We start from the raw sequence: 16,783 nt of genomic DNA, 5'->3' as shown, positions 1-16,783 counted from the left end.
ACATGGCCTCTGTCGACATCCGCAATGTGCGCAAGAGCTTTGGAAAAACCGATGTGCTCAAGGGCATCTCGATCGACGTGGACGATGGGCAGTTCGTGGTGCTGGTGGGGCCATCGGGCTGCGGCAAGTCCACGCTGTTGCGTATGATCGCCGGGCTGGAAACAATATCTGGCGGCGATATCAAGGTAGGCGACGACCTGATGAACGCGGTGCCGCCCAAGGAGCGCGACATAGCCATGGTGTTCCAGAACTATGCGCTTTATCCGCACATGACCGTTGCGCAGAACATGGGCTTTTCGCTCAAGCTCAAGAAAATCCCGAAAGCGGAGATCCGCAAGAAGGTCGAGCAGGCGGCGGAGATTCTTGGGCTTACGCCGCTGCTCGAGCGCCGTCCGGCGCAATTGTCGGGTGGTCAGCGCCAGCGTGTCGCCATGGGCCGCGCCATCGTTCGTGACCCGAAGGTGTTCCTGTTCGATGAGCCACTATCGAACCTCGACGCCAAGCTGCGCGTGCAGATGCGTACGGAAATCAAGTCGTTGCATCAGCGGCTGCGCACCACCATGCTCTACGTCACGCACGATCAGATCGAAGCGCTGACCATGGCAGACGTGATCGTTCTGATGAACGAAGGGCGCATCGAGCAGGCCGGTCCGCCGCTCGAACTGTACGACCTTCCCGCCAACATGTTCGTTGCCGGTTTCATCGGCTCGCCGGCGATGAACTTCGTTCACGGCCGCATCGAGAATGGCGCGTTTGTCAGCACCAAGGGCGTTACGTTACCGCTTGGCGTGGCGCCCGAGGGCCTCGAGGGCAAGGACGTTGTGTATGGCGTGCGCCCGGAACATCTGCATGTCGTCACCGAACCCGGCGTGGGCGCTGAGGCTGAAGTGCAGATCATCGAACCGGCCGGCTCGGAGACCCAGGTGCACCTCACGCTCGGTGGCGATGAGATCGTCGGCGTCTTCCGAGAACGCCTCGATCTAGCGCCCGGTTCAACCGTCCGGCTGACAACCGACAGCGCGGCAGTTCATTTGTTCGATCCGGAAAGCGGTCGCAGACACATCCTATAGCGCACCTCTTGTTATGGGCAGCACGCATCATATCGCGGATGCTGCCGCCTGTGGCGGCAGCTGAATTGTTGCGCTTCTATTCCGCCGCTTCCATGCGTTCCATGCCGGCACCCGAAGGAAGGTCGAACATTCCCTGGCTAAGCCCGTTGAAGTAGGAGATCACCTCTTCTGACGGCATGACATTGGCGTATTTGGCGTGCATGTCACAAAGGTTGATGGCGTGGTTGGCCTGCGCCCGATCAAAGCAACCGTCTTCGACCACGGTCACCCGATAATTCAGCGAAAAGGCATCGAGAACCGTCGCGCGCACGCACCCAGACGTTGTCGTGCCGGTCCCAAGAGTTGCAGGTACGACATCAGAGGTGTTCCGGCGAAGCCCGAAACGTATGTCGCGGGCAGCAAAGAGGTTCGGTTATTGATTGCCAGAACGCTTGAGAAGAATAATCATGGCGATCAGTCACCGTCCTGCTGTGGGGTCAGGGTGTCGTTGAGGCCATCGCCCAACAGGTTGAAGCCCAACACCACGGCGATGATCGCAACACCCGGCCATACTGACATCCACGGAGCCTCGGTGAGGAACTGGCGCGAAATGTCGAGCATGCTGCCCCATGAGGGCGCTGGCGGGCGCTGACCGAGCCCAAGAAACGCCAAGCTCGCTTCAGCAAGCACCGCGACCGCCATCGTGATTGTCCCTTGAACGACGATCGGCGCCAGAACATTGGGCAGGATGTGCGACATGATGATGTGCCGGTCACGCACGCCCAACGCACGCACTGCCGTCACGTAGTCTTCATTGCGGATCGACAGCACCTGCCCACGTGTCAGGCGAATGAAAATCGGTGTCGCCGAAACGCCAATCGCGATCATCGCATTCTGAAGGCTCGCACCGAGAAACGCAGCGAGCGCAATAGCCAGCACCAGAAACGGAACCGCCAGAAGTGCATCGGTAATGCGGGAGATCACCATATCGACGATGCCGCCAAAGTAACCCGCGATCAGTCCCAGCGGCACACCGAGGGCTATGGCTATGGCGACGGCGATAATACCGGCAGCAAGTGAAGCGCGTGCCCCGTAGATTACACGTGATAGCACGTCACGTCCGAGGTCATCGGTGCCAAACCAATGTGCGGCCGACGGAGCCTGACGGACCAGACCCCAGTTCGAGGCTGTCGGATCGAACGGCGCGATCAGCGGCGCGAAGATCGCGACAAGGCAGAAGAATAGAACCAATGTGCCGCCGATAATAGTACTCGGATGGCTGAGGGCGCGGCGGATGCCGGATTTGCGGGCGGCGCGCGGTGCGGCGAGAGGCGCGGCGGTATCGCTCATGAGCGCAACCTCGGGCTGAGAATGACATAGGCGATATCGGCGATCAGGCTCAACAGGATGAAAATCACCGCAGAGCACATCACCACTGCCTGAACGACAGCATAGTCCCGGCTAAAAACGCCATCGACGATCATCTTGCCAAACCCGGGGATGCCGAACACCTGTTCGGTCAAAACGGCGCCAGAGAGCAGTTCGCCGAGATGCAACGTGCTCGTGGTAACCACAGGGATCAGTCCGTTGCGCAGCGCATGTCGGATAACGACGATGTTCTCCTTTAGCCCCTTGGCCCGGGCGGTCCGGATAAAGTCCTGCTTCAGGACAGATATCATTGACGAACGGGTGTGGCGCATGACAATCGCGGCTGCCGCCGTGCCAAGCACAAGGCTCGGTAAGAGCGTATAGCGCAGATTGTCTATTGGGCTTTCGACAAAGCTGACATAGCCACCGCTCGGCAACCATCCGAGCGAAACCGCGAAGAACAGGATCAGCATGATGCCGAGCCAGAAACTTGGTATCGACAGGCCGCCGAGCCCGATCAGGCTGACCGTATAGTCGATGAAGGTGCCGCGTTTGATGGCGGCGACGACGCCGGCAGGAATGCCAATGAGCAGAGCGATCACCATTGCCTGCAGCGACAATTGCAAGGTGACGGGCAGGCGCTCGGCGATCATCTCGCCGATCGGTAAGCGCGTGCGGATCGAAGTGCCGAAATCGCCTTGAAGGATGCCGCCAAGCCAGGTGACATATTGAACCGGAAGCGGTTGGTCGAGCCCGTACTTGGCCCGGATAAACTCTATGACTTCGGGGTCCGGCTCCTGGCCTGCCAGAGCCAGCGCCGGATCGCCCGGCAGCAGCTTGAGCAGCAAAAACACCATCACCGACACCAGGAGCAATGTCGGTATCGAGATCAGAAGTCGCCGTAGAATGAAGCTGAGCATTGAAGATCCGACCTCGGATGTCGCGGGAATTCGGGGCCCGGCAGGCCGGGCCCCGGATCAGATTTATTCTGCCGGCTTGACGCCGGTTACGCGCAGGATGCCGTCGGGATAGATGTCGATTCCCTCGACCTCGGCGCGGGCTCCGTAGAACCAGGTCGGGTGATACAGCGGAATCGTCGGGCGATCCGTCAGGTAGATTTCAGCCGCTTCGGTATAAAGCGCCTGGCGTGCCTCGGTGTCGAGTTCCTGACGCGCTGCAATCAGCACTTCGTCCAGTTCTTCGGAAACATATCCATTGAGGTTCTGGCTGCCGTCCGAACCAAAGAAGGTGTAAAGCGTCGGATCCGGATCCGCACGACCGCTCCAGTTGCCGATATACAGCTCGAAATTACCGGCGAGATAGCGCTCGATGGCCGAAGATGTCTCTAGCGGCAGCAGCTCGACGGTGAAGCCGGCTTCCTGGATCATCTGCTGCAGGATCTGCGCGACGCGCCCGTCCGTCAGCGAGTTTTCGTAGGTGATCTCGATTGCCGGATTGGTCTCGCCGGACTCTTCGATCAATGCCCGTGCGGCCTCGGCATCGCGCTCAGGCATTGGATGCTCGGAGCTGTAATAGATGCTGGACGGCGGGATCATCTGATTGTCGGCAGTGAATTCGCCGTTGAACGCCACCTGGTTGATGGCATTGCGGTCGATCGACAGCTCAAGCGCTTCGCGCAATTGCGGGCTATCGGCAAGAATGCCGCCATCTTCACCGACATTGACGAACAGGTGCGACACGGCCAGGCCGGGTGCGGTGTGCAATTCGAGGTCGGCATCATTGCGAACAGTCTCGAGGTCGGTCGGCGCGACGCGTTCTGCAACGTCGAGGTCGCCGGCCTGAAGGCGCGACAGACGCACCGTCGAGTCCGGGATGATCTGGTATTCGATCTCCTCGTAACCGATTTCGTCGGCATTCCAGTAACCGTCGTACTTTTCGAGCGTGATTGAGTCACGCGCGCTGCGGTCAACGAACTGGTACGGGCCCGAGCAGACAGGTGCTGCGGAGAACTCGCCTTCGCCTTGTGCAGCCTCAGGAGAGACCATCATACCGGCGCGGTCAGACAGCACCGACAGAAGCGGCGCAAACGGTGCGTCGAGCTTCAGGATGACGGTGTATTCGTCAACCACTTCGGCGCTCGCGATCGGCGACAGCTCACTGCTGCGGCGCGAGTCCTCAAGCGTTTGCATGCGCTCGATATTGAAGGCGACGGCCTCGGCATTGAACGGCGTGCCATCGTGGAATGTGACGTCATCGCGCAGCGACATCGTCAGTTCGGTATTGTCGTCGTTCCAAGACCACTCGGTCGCGAGCTGCGGAACAATCTCGAGATTGGCATCGATATCGACGAGTTTGTCGCAAAGCGCGTCAAACACGATACGTCCGGTATAGGTGCCACCTGTTGCCGGATCGAGTGTATCCGGATCGTCTTGAAGGCCGACGCGCAGGCTTTGCGCGCTTGCAGCCGACATGGTGAGCGCAAGTAGGCTTGCCGCCACCATGAGCTTTTTCGAAGCGTTCATTGGTTCCCCAATCTGGCTGGAGCGCCCCACGCGCTCACTCTCCGCCTGACTAGAACCGAAACACAACGCCTTCCATTTGTAAAGTTGGCGAACGAATTAAAATGCAAACATCGCGGGAATGAGCAGTTCTTCGCTGGTTTTTCAGGGCGCAAAGCTTGACGCGCGTCATTTTCTTCGCTCATTTGTTCGCAAGGTAGACTAATAAGGCCGCCTACGTATGAATGCACTCTCCGCGATCGCAACGACCCGACAGCTGACCCAGCGTGCCGTCATGCGCGTGCTTCTGGAGCGTGGGGCGCTGAGTAGGGCAGAACTTGCGCGGCTAACCGGATTGTCGAAACAGACGATGTCGGAAGTGTTTCGCGAGCTTGAGGGCGATGGCTGGGTCCGCGAGAGTGGCCGGACTCAGGGGACTGTCGGACGCAGCGCCGCAACCTACGAGATCTGCGCCGAGCGGGCGCTGGTGTTTGGCGCGGATGTCGGCGGCACGAAGGTGCAGGCCGCCATCGCCGACATGCACGGCATCATTCTCACCGAGATGATTGAGCCGACAGATGCGCGCGGCGGAGAACACGTCATTGCGCAACTGGCGCGGATGAGCCGACAGCTGGCCGAGCGCGCCAACGTGGCGGTAGAGCGTCTTCTCGTTGGTACGATCGGCATCCCTGGTGCCTTCAATACACGCTCGCAACGTCTGTTCATGGTGCCCAACATCGCCGGTCTCGAGGGCACGAGATTTGCCGATACACTGGCAACGCAGGTGAATTTCGATATCCATGTCGGCAATGACGTCAACATGGCGGCCAAGGGCGAGCAGTGGATGGGCGAGGGGCGCAATGTCGACAATTTCGTCTTCATCGCCATAGGCACTGGTATCGGCATGGGCATCATCAATGAGCGGCGGGTGCTCAGCGGCGCACACGGCGCCGCCGGCGAGATTTCGACATTGCCGATTGGTGCCGATCCCTATGACGGGCGCACCTTCCGCGCAGGCGCGTTGGAAACCGCGGCTGGCTCGGTCGCGATCCGCGAGCGCTATGAAGGAGCTGGAGGCGAGGCCGGGCTGACCGTGCGCGAAATCATTGATCGGATTGCAAGCGGCGATACGATCGCATCGGCAACGCTCGACGCGGTGGCCCGCACCATGGCAGAGGCGGTTCTTGCCGTGTCGGCGGTGGTCGATCCGGAGCGGGTTATCCTCGGCGGCAGCATCGGTGCCCGCCCAGAACTTCTGGAACGCATCGAGCGGCTCCTGCCATTGTGCATGCCAAGCCCGCCACATTGTACGGTGAGCGAATTGGGCAGCCGCGCCGGGCTATACGGCACGATTGCCAGCAGTCTCGATCATCTGCGTGAAAGCCTGTTTCGCACCCCCGAGATCGATCTGCCGATGCCGCACGCCAAACCGGTCGAGGTAAAATCTTGAACAGTCCAAAGATTATTATTGCTGAAAACACCGATGCTGCTGAACGCGCCGCAGCCGCGCTGATCGAAGCCTCGATCCTGGCAAAGCCCGCTTCGGTGTTGGGCCTTGCAACCGGTCGCTCCATGATCGGCGTTTATCGCGCACTGGTCGCGGCCTATGCCGAGAGCCGGATTTCCTTTTCGCAGGTCGCAAGTTTCAACCTCGACGAGTATTGCGGATTGGCCCCCAACCATCCTGCGAGTTTTGCGCACTACATGAACGAGCATCTCTTCGATGCGGTCGACATCAGGCGTGACCAGGCCCATTTGCCCGATGGAAATGCCACTGATGCAGCCAAATCCTACGAGCGTGCGATTGCTGAAGCAGGCGGTATCGATCTTCAGCTGCTGGGGATCGGCCGCAATGGGCATATCGGGTTCAACGAACCAGGTTCGGATGCGGCAACGCGCACCCGTGTGGTGGAACTCGCCAGGCAAACGCAGGACGCCAACGCAGCGGACTTTCCTGCCGGCACGCCGGTCCCGGATCATGCCATCACCATGGGGATTGCGACGATTTTGGAGGCAAGACAAATTGTCCTGCTTGCGACCGGCGCCGCCAAGGCCGATGCTGTGTTCGCGGCAGTCAACGGCGAGGTGGGCACGCATAATCCGGCCTCGTTCCTCAGAACCCACTCAGACGTCACCATAATTTGCGATCGCGACGCCGCTCGGCGGTTGCCGCATCCCGCCCAAGCGGAGACCCGACATGGCTGAACGAGACTTCATGGTGCCCGGCAAGTCCGTGGCACTCGCTGAAAACGGCATGGCTGCAACATCGCATCCGCTGGCTACCCTGACCGCTGTCGATATCCTGCGCGCCGGCGGCAACGCCGTCGATGCTGCAATCGCCGGAGTGGCGCTGCAATGCGTCATCGATCCGCATATGACCGGCATCGGCGGCGACTGCTTTGCGCTTTACGCACCGGCCGGCAAGCCGCTGACCGCCTTCAATGGCTCCGGACGCTCGCCAGCCGGGATAGATGCCGAGGCGCTACGGGCCAAGGGCTGGTCCTCAATCCCGGACCTTGCTGTTGACGCAGTGACGATCCCGGGCGCAGTCGATGCCTGGTGCCAACTCAGCGAGACACACGGCACGCTCGGCCTCGATCAGGTGCTGGCGCCTGCGATCAAGGCAGCGGAAGAGGGGTTCGTCATCACCCCGCGCGTTGCCCTCGATTGGGCCCGTTACGCGTTCCGGCTCGAAGGCGATGACGCTGCCAAACGCCAGTTCCTGCCCAAAGGCCGTGCACCAAAAATCGGCGAACGGCTGACCAATCCAAAACTCGCGGCAACGCTGCGGCGGATCGGTGCCGAGGGGCGCTCAGCGTTCTACGAAGGTGAAGTCGCAGCCGACATTGTTGCAGCGCTCAAATCGCACGGCGGTGTGCACACCGACAGTGACCTGGCAGGCCATGCCGGGTTTTTCACCGATCCGATCGGTGCGGCGTATCGCGGCAAGACGCTCAACGAATGCCCGCCCAACGGACAGGGCCTTGCGGCGCTGATCATTACCCGCATTCTCGAAGGCTTCGATCTTGCCGGCGACCGCTATACCGAGGCGGACCGCATTCACTTGCTCGCTGAGGCGACCAAGGCCGGCTACCGGCAGCGCGATGCGCTGATTTCGGATCCGGAAACCATGACGGCGAGCGTCGAGGATATCCTCTCCGATCAGCACATCAATCGCCTGCGCGAACTGATTTCGCTCGATACGGCAACAGGGCCGGAAGCCTGGGACCTGCCGGTGCACCGCGATACCGTTTATCTCACGGTGGTCGATCGCGATGGCAACGCCATCTCACTGATCAATTCGCTGTTCTTCGCCTTCGGTAGCGGCATCTATGCTCCGAACGCCGGTGTGCTGCTGCAAAATCGCGGTGCCGGCTTCTCATTGAAGGCCGATCATCCAAACAGCCTCGCACCGAACAAGCGCCCGTTCCACACCATTATCCCGGCGATCGTCAGCGAGGCCGGACGGCCATTGATGACACTCGGGGTTATGGGTGGGCAGTATCAGGCCACCGGCCACGCGCACATGATGAGCCAGGTGTTTGATCGGGGCCTTGATATTCAGGCGGCATCGGATCAGCCGCGCAGCTTCTTCGTAGATGGAGAACTCGGCCTCGAGCCGACGATTTCCGATGCTGTGCGACAGGATCTCAACGCGCGTGGACATGCGACGCGTATTGTCGATGAGCCGATCGGTGGCTGTCAGGCAATCATGATCGACTATGAGCGGGGCGTTCTGTGGGGCGCCTCAGACCATCGCAAGGACGGCATCGCGCTGGGATATTGATATGCAAACGCACACCCAAACAGACACCGCCGTATCCGTCAGGCACCTGGCGCTACGCCTGCCCGATGGGGCGGACCGCGAGTATGCACTCGCCGATCTGAGTTTCGAGCTGAAGCAGGCTGAGATCCTCTGCATTGTCGGCGAATCCGGATCTGGCAAATCGCTTTGCGCACAAACGATGATGGGCTTGTTGCCCAAGGCAATCCGTATTGAGCGTGGCGAAGCGCTGTTCGATGGCGACGATCTGATCAAGCTCGACAGAGCACGGCTCAGGACGCTTCGCGGACGCCGCATCGGCATGATTTTTCAGGAGCCGATGACGGCTTTGAATCCGGCCATGCGGATTGAAGACCAGATCATGGAAGTGTTCGAGGCGCATGGGTTGCTGACGACAACCGAACGCCGCGACAAGGCCCTGGCGCTGGCCAAAGAGGTGCAGTTGCCCGACCCGGAGCGCACCATAAAGGCCTACCCGCACCAGTTGTCGGGTGGCCAACGGCAGCGCGCCATGATCGCCATGGCCCTGGCGCTCGAGCCGGCGCTGTTGATTGCCGATGAGCCGACCACGGCGCTCGATGTGACCACCCAGGCGCAAATCCTCAAGCTGATGCGCGACATCCAGCGCCGACGCGGCATGGCGGTGATTTTCATCACTCATGACTTCGGCGTCGTCGCCGATATCGCCGACAGTGTGTTGGTCCTCGAAAAAGGTATCGTTGTCGAACAGGGCACGGCCGAGGAGGTGCTGGCCAACCCGCAGCACCCATACACCAAGGCATTGTTGGCGGCGGTGCCCAAGGGCACGCCGAATGAAAAGCCGACAAATCCGGATGCCGACATGGCCTTGCGGGTCAAGGACTTGAACAAATCCTACCGCTCGAAAGCCGGCATGTTTGGAAAACAGCGCACGGTGCATGCGGTAAAGTCTGTCAGTTTTGATATCCGTCGCGGCGAAACACTGGCGCTTGTCGGCGAGTCCGGGTCTGGAAAATCCACCGTTGCGCGGCTCGTCACGCATATTGATGTGCCGGATTCCGGCACGATCGAACTCGCCGGCGAGGATTTTTCCGCCATGCGCGGCGAGCAATTGCGCGATCGGCGCAGCCACATCCAGATGGTGTTTCAGGATCCGTTCGCCTCGCTCAATCCACGCCGCAAGGTCGGGCTCAGCATTGCCGACGGACCGATGGCGCGCGGCGTTTCCCGCGATGCGGCGCTCGCCAAAGCCCGCGAATTGCTCGAACTGGTCGGGCTCGACCCGCGTGCCGTCGACCGCCTGCCGCATGAGTTTTCGGGTGGCCAGCGCCAGCGTATCGGCATTGCGCGTGCCCTGGCGCTCGAACCCGATGTGCTGGTCGCCGATGAGGCCGTTTCGGCGCTCGATGTGACAGTACAGGCGCAGGTTCTCGAACTTCTCGAAGACCTCAAGACGCGGCTAAATCTTGCCATGCTGTTCATCACCCACGACCTGCACGTGGCCGCGCAGGTGGCCGACCGGATGGCCGTGATGCGCTATGGCGAAATCGTCGAAATCGGCCCGGTGCGCGATATTTTCGTCAACCCGCAGCACGAGTATACCCGAACCCTGCTGGCCGCCATTCCCGGCGCCGGACGCGAACACTAGGAGACGCCATGTCTGCCGACATGCTGATGGACTATTCGATCTGGATTGCGGCGATGGTCTTCGCTGGCATCGTGGGCGGTTTCGTTGCCGGCCTTCTCGGCGTCGGTGGCGGCATCGTTATCGTGCCAATTCTCTATTTTGTTCTCGACGGGATGGGCGTTGGTGACGAGATCCGCATGAAGATTGCCGTCGCTACGTCCCTTGCCAGCATCGTGTTCACATCGTTGTCGTCGGCCCGCAGCCATTACAGTCGCGGTGCGGTGGACTTCTCGCTTCTCAAATCCTGGGGAATTCCGATCTTTATCGGCGTGATCGCAGGTACGGTCACGGCAGGGCTGGTCAGCGGCATGGTGCTGACAACGGTCTTCGCCGTGGTGGCGCTGCTTGTCGCGCTCAACATGCTGCTGCGCGCCAACAGCGTGGCGCTGACCGACGGATTCCCCAACGGCATCGTCAAGGCCGTCTCCGGCTTCTTCGTCGGATTGATCTCATCGATGATGGGCATTGGTGGCGGAACCCTGAGCGTCCCGATCCTCACTGCTTTCGGCTTCGATATTCGCCGCGCCGTCGGCACCGCCGCCGCCATCGGCTTCATCATCGCCATTCCCGGCACCATCGGTTATGCCATTGCGGGCTGGGGTGCCAATGGTCTGCCGGCGAGTTCTGTCGGCTATGTGAACCTGATCGCACTCGTGGCACTGGCGCCACTGACCATGCTGATCGCCCCCCTGGGCGCCAAGATGGCGCACAACATCCCGCGCAAGGTGCTCAGCTACGCCTTCGCCGCGTTCCTGTTCCTGACCTCAGCGCGCATGTTCATCGACATCTGGCAGCACCTATAAAAAGTTGCGTTCTGCCGGCAGACGATCATGTGGACTTTTCCCATGGCCGGGCGAAGACGCCGAGAGCCGACGGGCGCTGGTGGCGGTGGAAGTTGGGAGGTGCCGACTTGAGGAGCTGACGGCAAACGCCGCTATTGGCCTCGCCTGTGACTCACCTGTGTGCCCCAATGATGTGACCACCGGGGTTTCGGCTGCTCAGGCAGCCTAAGCGTTCAGTTGGGAATCAATGCTTTGACGAAAAACTGGCTGGGGCGCCAGGATTCGAACCTGGGAATGCCGGTACCAAAAACCGGTGCCTTACCACTTGGCGACGCCCCAACTTCGGCGGTTCCTACATGGTTTCACGACTGTTCGCAACAGGCTGAAAAGCTGTCTCAACCCGCTTGAACCCGTCAGTATAGGTGGATATATAGCGCCTACGAGGCGACCACGTCTGTGGGTCCCGAATGCCTCGCTGTGGCGGAGTATAGCGCAGCCTGGTAGCGCACCTGCTTCGGGAGCAGGGGGTCGAGTGTTCGAATCACTCTACTCCGACCAATTAAACCCCGGCCTTTCCGAAGGCCGGGGTTTTTTGTGCCGGTGTGGCCTCAACAAGCTGGGCGCGGGGCGCCAGTTTGCCTTTTTGGAGTGGGCCTGAGCCGGGCGAGAGCGACGCCGCCGTTCTCGCGTTTGACCTCAAACGATTTGATGGATGTGACGAGATCGCTCAGCTTCTTGTGTCCGTATGTGCGCGGATCAAAATCCGATGAGAGAGCGGCGACCCTGCTGCCAAGGTGCGAAAGGCTCACCCAGTCTGCCTCGCTGTCCATCTCGCAGATCGCCCTTCTGATGAGGCGTTCCGCTTCCATTGGCGATTTTAGAGGGCGAGACGTATTGAGCGACTTGCTTGCATGGGCGTCTGGCAGAAGGTTTTCAGTGTAGATGAAACGTCGGCAGGCTTGACGGAAGCTCTCGGGCGTTTTCTGGTTACCGAACCCGAAAACGTCGACCCCCTGTTCGCGGATACGTGCAGCCAGCCGCGTAAAATCACTGTCCGACGAGACGAGACAGAACCCCTCGAAGCGAGCGCTGTGCAAGAGATCCATCGCGTCGATCACAAGCGAAATATCGGAGGCATTTTTGCCGGTGGTATAGGCAAACTGCTGCTGGGGGAGAATGGCGTGCTTGGCAAGAACACTGGCCCAGCCCTGCAAGCGCGTTCCCGAAAAGTCGTCATAGATTCTGCGAACGCTCGCCTCGCCCAGCTTGGCAATCTCTTCGAACAGGCCATCAACGATCTTTGCAGAAGCGTTGTCAGCGTCGATCAGGACGGCCAGGCGCGCCGGCCGCGACGGTACTGATTTGTCCATAAGCGATCCTGGGCTGCTGGCATTGTCGAGATCGTCTGCGGGCACGTGATGAGCGTCAACGGCGATCGCTCGATATGACTAAGCCAGTATGGACAAAGCCTCATCCGGGTGCGTCTGTATGGGTCGACCCCGGCCGAGGAAAGGCCGGGGCCTGCAGTTTCGCCGCCGCCAATGGGCGAGAGGGCGAGAGCGCGGGTTAGCGATCTGGGGCGGACGGCGCCTCCTTGGCAGGCTCGCCATCGCCACGTGTGCGCCACAGCGAGTAGCCCACACCAGCCGCGAGAATGGCAAAGGTTATGCCGAGCGACCATTCGGCAGGAAACTTCTGCCAACCCAAGAGGTCCGCGATGAAGATTTTCGATCCGATGAAGACCAGAAGGATCGCGAGCGCCTGCTTGAGATAGGCGAAGCGATGCAGCACGGCTGCCAGCGCAAAATAGAGCGCGCGAAGCCCTAGGATCGCGAAGATGTTCGATGTGTAGACGATAAACGGATCCGTGGTGATCGCAAAGATTGCCGGCACGCTGTCGACCGCAAAGATCACGTCGGCGATCTCGATCATCACGAGGGCCAGAAACAGGGGCGTCGCGAGGCGACGCATCTTGCCGGTGGTCTCGTCTTTTTCGTGAACAAAGAAACGATTGCCCGAGAGCCGATCGCTAACAGGCACGTGGCTACGCACCCATTTCAACAGCCGGTTGCTGCCAATGTCCTGTTCGCCTTCGACGACCCACAGCATCCTGATGCCTGTAAAGACCAGGAAGGCTGCGAAAATGTAGAGAACCCAACCGTAGTTCGAAACGAGGGCGGCGCCAAACCCTATCATGATAGCGCGCAATACGATGACCCCAAGAATGCCCCAGAACAGCACGCGGTGTTGGTATTCTCGCGGAATGGCGAAATACGAGAAGATCATGGCGATGACAAAAACATTGTCCATCGCGAGACTCTTCTCAACGACGAAACCCGTCAGATATTCGACGCCCGATTGCGCGCCGAGCTGGAACCAGACGAAGGCGCCGAAGGCGACGCCCATGACGATGTAGAAGGCTGAGAGCATGAGGCTCTCGCGAACCTCGATGGCGCGCCCATCGCGATGCAGCACACCGAGGTCGAACGCCAGAAGCGCCACGACGAGCGCAAGAAAACCAAGCCACATCCACAGTGGCTGGCCAAGAAACAGTGTCAGCAGGAATTCCATAGCGCGCACCTTGCAAGTTTTCACAAACACAAGGATCGCAGGCTGCGTATCGCACGCGGGTACCGGGCGTCGGACACGAACCCTGAGGTCCTTGCTGTGAACCGACATCACGTCGATGCTGATGGCATCGGCGCCAGAGGGGCCCGGTCACGCATTTGATCTGGGAAGGGGCGTCGTATTTTCAAGACGCATGACAACAATAACCATGGCGCCTTTGTGAAGCCAGGCTGGCGAGAACTTATTTCTTCGAAGCCAAGACCGACGCGACCAAAGCATTGGCATGGCCGTGTCCCACCTGGTGCTCGGACTTGAGCATGTTTACCAGTTCCATGTGTTTCGCCGGCATATGCACGCGGATAAGCTCCTGCCACTCGGCGATTGGTCGGCCGTATTTGCGCTCGATGGATGGGAAGTAGGAGGCAGGGCCTTTCACAGGTTGGTCCATAGTGATCTCTCTAGACATCGGCGTGAGGCTCGACTTTATGCCGGCAAACGGCGAGCAGCAATTCTGATCGCCACAGCAGAGGTTGAGCCTTTGCTGCCGGCTCAGCATGCTTTCGGAACCGGATCAGACGGTTTCGACTTCTTGCTGTCGTACGCAGATCCTTGGGATCTGCGTCAATCAACACGAGGAGGATGCCGTGAAGAAGCTGATCATGATTGTGCTCTTGAGCCTGGGTGTGGCTGGCACATTGGCTGCATGCGATGAAGCGCCCGAGATGGACGAGGTCGAAGAAGTAGACGACTAGCCCGTCTTGAGGCCCTGCGGGGTGGCGTGTGCCGCCCCGCATTTCTATTGCAGCACGCTAAGCCGACAGCGCACTTTCCTTGTAGTTTGCCAGCGGGCGCAGCTTCAGTGGCGGACGCGGCTCGGGCGCTGCCAGATGGACGGCTGGACCATCGACATAGGTGAAGCCGAGTTTTTCTGCGAGCAGTCCCAAGCGGATCGAGTTGGCATTGTGCCCGAAGACCTCAAGGCCCAGCGCTCGCGCGCTTTGAACCATTAGCCTGACATCCTTGAACGCTTCTGCTTCCCGCTGATCATAATCTGCCAGATCGAGGGAGACCCCCCACACCTTCTCTCTTTCAAGAGATGCGATAAGCGGACTGTTTGGACGCAGCGACAGCACCACGCCGAAAACATGCGGGATCAGGCGATCGCAAAGCGCGAAAACGGAGTCGGCCGCGATCAGCTGCGGGACTGAACAGATTTCAAGACACACGAAATCGCGGTATTGCGGCGGGATCGTCTCGAGCAACTGCACATAGCTTTCAGGGTCATCAAGCAGCGTCGTCAGCGAGACCGGCACCAGCAGACGAGCGCCTTGCGCCGACTTCCTCTGCGTGTGCAGCGCCTCTACTGACCGCGTCAGAACGATCAAGTCCAGTTCGCCGCGCGTCTGCCGAAGCTCGCTATCCTCGATAAGGGAATCCTCGTCGGTCAGCATTTTTTGCCTGAAGCTACCGGTGTAGTTGCACCGGTTGAGGTGCGTGATCTTCGAGGCAAAATGCCAGATGGGAGAGAAATACATCTGGAACTCGGAATACATCAGCCGCCTTTGGCGCTTGACCGCATTCTCGGATTCCTTGCGCATGGACTGAAGCTTGCGCCGCAGGGCTTCGGTAAGCGAACCGCAATTATCGGCGCTGAGATCCGCGGTTTCCACTTCCGCAACAAACGGCTCTACACGGATTTTACCGCCTGCCTCGGGCACGTCTTCGTTCACGCGCGCAGAAATGGTCGATGCAAGCGAGGATGAACGGCCCCTGGTTTCCTCGGTATTATCGCTTTCATGCGTTACCAGAAAGCGCGCTGAACCCGCCCGCGTCAGCAAATCACCATCCGAGAGTCCTTCGCGCATGACTGACTCGGCAACTGCGGAGGCCCTCTGGAGTGTTTCTCCATCTGACTGCGCCGCCTCTTCCAGCCCCTTTATCTGAAACTCGCTGACGACAGCACGCGCCTTCGAAGCGAGGGAGCGCTCGAACTCTTGCCGCTGACGGCTTGATTTCTGGGTGGTTTCGTTCGCAGGGACCTGAGGCCCTTCACCGACCAGCATCTTCTTAATATTTTCAAGTATATTGGACAATTGAAGACCAGCTCCATATTTCCCGAGACTCTTGCCGAACGCACATCCTGCCAGTGGGATGTAGAAATTAGCTTGTGATCAGAAGTAATGGTGTAGTGTTCGTTAAAGGTCACTTGTCGTGCCAGAAACCTGCCTTCCTTTACTGCAAGCCTGTCCGAGACTCGTTGAAGCCGAGTAAATGCACTCCTTTGCAATTTTTCCATTCACGGTGATCAACATTCATAAAAAGACGTCACTGACGAATGACAGTTTCTGGAAACCAACGCAAAGTCAGGTGCTTAGGATATCAGAGCATGGGTCAACGCCGCTCTTGAGTAAGATCCTTGCCAAATCGAACGGGTTTTTTGCCCCCAGCTTTTTCATGATCTGGGCACGATGCATCTCTACTGTTCGAGGGGAAATGTTGAGTGCGTTTGAGCAGGTCTTGTTGGTGTAGCCGTTCAGCAGATATTCGAGAACGATCTTCTCACGCGGCGTCAGGCCAAAATAACCTTGCACCCGGATGAAACTCTCGCCGTCCCGGTAACCCTTCAGATCGAGATTTCGATGAGAGATCTCACGCACGCCGGCCACGAGTCTGTCGACACGAAGCGGCAGTGTGAAGACATCCTGCGCGCCGCGATGCATGGTCTGTACAGCCAATTCAGCATTATTCGCTGCGACGGCGGCGAAAACGACCGCAGCGTCATAGACCTGTTTAACCTGCTTGATAATCTCGAGATGCTGGGAGGCAGAGACCCACACGATGACGGCAGCCGGGGCCTGATGAAGTTCCTGAAACCCTGCGGTTGACGCAACCTGGTAGCCTTCACTTCGCAGGATATCCTCGGCAAAACCCGTACTCTCGTCACCAAGGCGTATCAGATGAACCATGAAGCGAGCATTCAGTCTTGCACGAACAACCGCATCTGTTTGTGAGCGTGTCTCCTCCGGCATAACGCTAGTTCTTTCGACCTGATAAACACAACGGCCTTGCAGCTGCAAACGCGCGCGCATCCATTAGGCAGAAAAGGT

General features: G+C 59.4%; 15 protein-coding genes and 2 tRNA genes. 7 read left to right on the top strand and 10 right to left on the bottom strand.

From position 1 onward, the window contains the following. Positions 1–2: 2 nt before the first annotated feature. Entirely contained in the window at positions 3–1,070 is a 1,068-nt protein-coding gene (locus IE127_RS13530; RefSeq protein WP_189426257.1) for an ABC transporter ATP-binding protein, read from the top strand. 76 nt (positions 1,071–1,146) lie between these two features. On the opposite strand, the gene IE127_RS13525 is transcribed toward IE127_RS13530, so the two are convergent. The 4 genes from IE127_RS13525 to IE127_RS13510 all read right to left on the bottom strand — a co-directional run bounded on the left by IE127_RS13525 (position 1,147) and on the right by IE127_RS13510 (position 4,900). Next, on the bottom strand, positions 1,147–1,458 hold the full coding sequence (locus IE127_RS13525; RefSeq protein WP_373297331.1) for a cysteine hydrolase family protein: 312 nt from the start codon (positions 1,456–1,458) through the stop codon (positions 1,147–1,149). 65 nt (positions 1,459–1,523) lie between these two features. Beyond that, positions 1,524–2,399: an ABC transporter permease gene (locus IE127_RS13520; protein ID WP_189426256.1), complete on the bottom strand. Its 876-nt coding sequence runs from the start codon at positions 2,397–2,399 to the stop codon at positions 1,524–1,526. Continuing rightward, positions 2,396–3,337: an ABC transporter permease gene (locus IE127_RS13515; protein ID WP_189426255.1), complete on the bottom strand. Its 942-nt coding sequence runs from the start codon at positions 3,335–3,337 to the stop codon at positions 2,396–2,398. Before IE127_RS13515 ends, IE127_RS13520 begins: the two co-directional genes overlap by 4 nt. Before the next feature lie 63 nt (positions 3,338–3,400). Continuing rightward, entirely contained in the window at positions 3,401–4,900 is a 1,500-nt protein-coding gene (locus IE127_RS13510) for an ABC transporter substrate-binding protein (RefSeq protein WP_189426254.1), read from the bottom strand. Positions 4,901–5,117: 217 nt separating this feature from the next. Between IE127_RS13510 and IE127_RS13505 the strand changes: the two genes are divergently transcribed. The 5 genes from IE127_RS13505 to IE127_RS13485 are packed head-to-tail and all read left to right on the top strand — an operon-like array spanning position 5,118 to position 11,129. Beyond that, entirely contained in the window at positions 5,118–6,326 is a 1,209-nt protein-coding gene (locus IE127_RS13505) for an ROK family transcriptional regulator (RefSeq protein WP_189426253.1), read from the top strand. Further along, on the top strand, positions 6,323–7,081 hold the full coding sequence (gene nagB, locus IE127_RS13500) for a glucosamine-6-phosphate deaminase (protein WP_210310509.1): 759 nt from the start codon (positions 6,323–6,325) through the stop codon (positions 7,079–7,081). Before IE127_RS13505 ends, nagB begins: the two co-directional genes overlap by 4 nt. Beyond that, positions 7,074–8,663, top strand: coding sequence for a gamma-glutamyltransferase (gene ggt, locus IE127_RS13495; RefSeq protein ID WP_189426252.1), 1,590 nt, complete (start codon positions 7,074–7,076; stop codon positions 8,661–8,663). Before nagB ends, ggt begins: the two co-directional genes overlap by 8 nt. 1 nt (position 8,664) lies before the next feature. Continuing rightward, positions 8,665–10,287 carry an ABC transporter ATP-binding protein gene (locus IE127_RS13490; RefSeq protein ID WP_189426251.1) on the top strand — a complete coding sequence of 541 codons (1,623 nt, stop codon included), beginning with the start codon at positions 8,665–8,667 and terminating at the stop codon, positions 10,285–10,287. Between the two features lie 8 nt (positions 10,288–10,295). Then, complete coding sequence (locus IE127_RS13485; RefSeq protein ID WP_189426250.1) at positions 10,296–11,129, top strand: sulfite exporter TauE/SafE family protein; 834 nt, start codon at positions 10,296–10,298, stop codon at positions 11,127–11,129. A 243-nt stretch (positions 11,130–11,372) separates the two neighbouring features. Here IE127_RS13485 and IE127_RS13480 read toward each other — a convergent pair. Continuing rightward, a tRNA-Gln gene (locus IE127_RS13480) sits at positions 11,373–11,447 on the bottom strand. A gap of 142 nt (positions 11,448–11,589) precedes the next feature. Here IE127_RS13480 and IE127_RS13475 point away from each other — a divergent pair. Continuing rightward, positions 11,590–11,666: transfer RNA gene (locus tag IE127_RS13475), tRNA-Pro, on the top strand. Between the two features lie 50 nt (positions 11,667–11,716). On the opposite strand, the gene IE127_RS13470 is transcribed toward IE127_RS13475, so the two are convergent. The 5 genes from IE127_RS13470 to IE127_RS13450 all read right to left on the bottom strand — a co-directional run bounded on the left by IE127_RS13470 (position 11,717) and on the right by IE127_RS13450 (position 16,705). Continuing rightward, positions 11,717–12,478, bottom strand: coding sequence for an NYN domain-containing protein (locus IE127_RS13470; RefSeq protein WP_189426249.1), 762 nt, complete (start codon positions 12,476–12,478; stop codon positions 11,717–11,719). Between the two features lie 196 nt (positions 12,479–12,674). Beyond that, positions 12,675–13,679 carry a TerC family protein gene (locus IE127_RS13465; RefSeq protein WP_189426248.1) on the bottom strand — a complete coding sequence of 335 codons (1,005 nt, stop codon included), beginning with the start codon at positions 13,677–13,679 and terminating at the stop codon, positions 12,675–12,677. 238 nt (positions 13,680–13,917) lie between these two features. Then, positions 13,918–14,124, bottom strand: a complete 207-nt coding sequence (locus tag IE127_RS13460) for a DUF4287 domain-containing protein (protein WP_189426247.1) — start codon at positions 14,122–14,124, stop codon at positions 13,918–13,920. A gap of 361 nt (positions 14,125–14,485) precedes the next feature. After that, positions 14,486–15,769, bottom strand: a complete 1,284-nt coding sequence (locus IE127_RS13455; RefSeq protein WP_189426246.1) for a hypothetical protein — start codon at positions 15,767–15,769, stop codon at positions 14,486–14,488. A gap of 270 nt (positions 15,770–16,039) precedes the next feature. Then, positions 16,040–16,705 carry a response regulator transcription factor gene (locus IE127_RS13450; RefSeq protein ID WP_189426245.1) on the bottom strand — a complete coding sequence of 222 codons (666 nt, stop codon included), beginning with the start codon at positions 16,703–16,705 and terminating at the stop codon, positions 16,040–16,042. Positions 16,706–16,783 lie beyond the last annotated feature (78 nt).

It is taken from the genome of Devosia pacifica (assembly GCF_014652635.1).
GTDB lineage: Bacteria > Pseudomonadota > Alphaproteobacteria > Rhizobiales > Devosiaceae > Devosia > Devosia pacifica.
The sequence above is the reverse complement of the archived record's forward strand: the minus strand, read 5'-3'. Positions and strand labels throughout refer to the sequence as shown.

Excerpts from the sequence above, each read along its gene's own strand:
- IE127_RS13530 (WP_189426257.1), top strand. The coding sequence starts at position 3 with ATGGCCTCTGTCGACATCCGCAATGTGCGCAAGAGCTTTGGAAAAACC.
- IE127_RS13520 (WP_189426256.1), bottom strand. The coding sequence starts at position 2,399 with ATGAGCGATACCGCCGCGCCTCTCGCCGCACCGCGCGCCGCCCGCAAA.
- IE127_RS13515 (WP_189426255.1), bottom strand. The coding sequence starts at position 3,337 with ATGCTCAGCTTCATTCTACGGCGACTTCTGATCTCGATACCGACATTG.
- IE127_RS13510 (WP_189426254.1), bottom strand. The coding sequence starts at position 4,900 with ATGAACGCTTCGAAAAAGCTCATGGTGGCGGCAAGCCTACTTGCGCTC.
- IE127_RS13505 (WP_189426253.1), top strand. The coding sequence starts at position 5,118 with ATGAATGCACTCTCCGCGATCGCAACGACCCGACAGCTGACCCAGCGT.
- ggt (WP_189426252.1), top strand. The coding sequence starts at position 7,074 with ATGGCTGAACGAGACTTCATGGTGCCCGGCAAGTCCGTGGCACTCGCT.
- IE127_RS13490 (WP_189426251.1), top strand. The coding sequence starts at position 8,665 with ATGCAAACGCACACCCAAACAGACACCGCCGTATCCGTCAGGCACCTG.
- IE127_RS13485 (WP_189426250.1), top strand. The coding sequence starts at position 10,296 with ATGTCTGCCGACATGCTGATGGACTATTCGATCTGGATTGCGGCGATG.
- IE127_RS13470 (WP_189426249.1), bottom strand. The coding sequence starts at position 12,478 with ATGGACAAATCAGTACCGTCGCGGCCGGCGCGCCTGGCCGTCCTGATC.
- IE127_RS13465 (WP_189426248.1), bottom strand. The coding sequence starts at position 13,679 with ATGGAATTCCTGCTGACACTGTTTCTTGGCCAGCCACTGTGGATGTGG.
- IE127_RS13460 (WP_189426247.1), bottom strand. The coding sequence starts at position 14,124 with ATGGACCAACCTGTGAAAGGCCCTGCCTCCTACTTCCCATCCATCGAG.
- IE127_RS13450 (WP_189426245.1), bottom strand. The coding sequence starts at position 16,705 with ATGCCGGAGGAGACACGCTCACAAACAGATGCGGTTGTTCGTGCAAGA.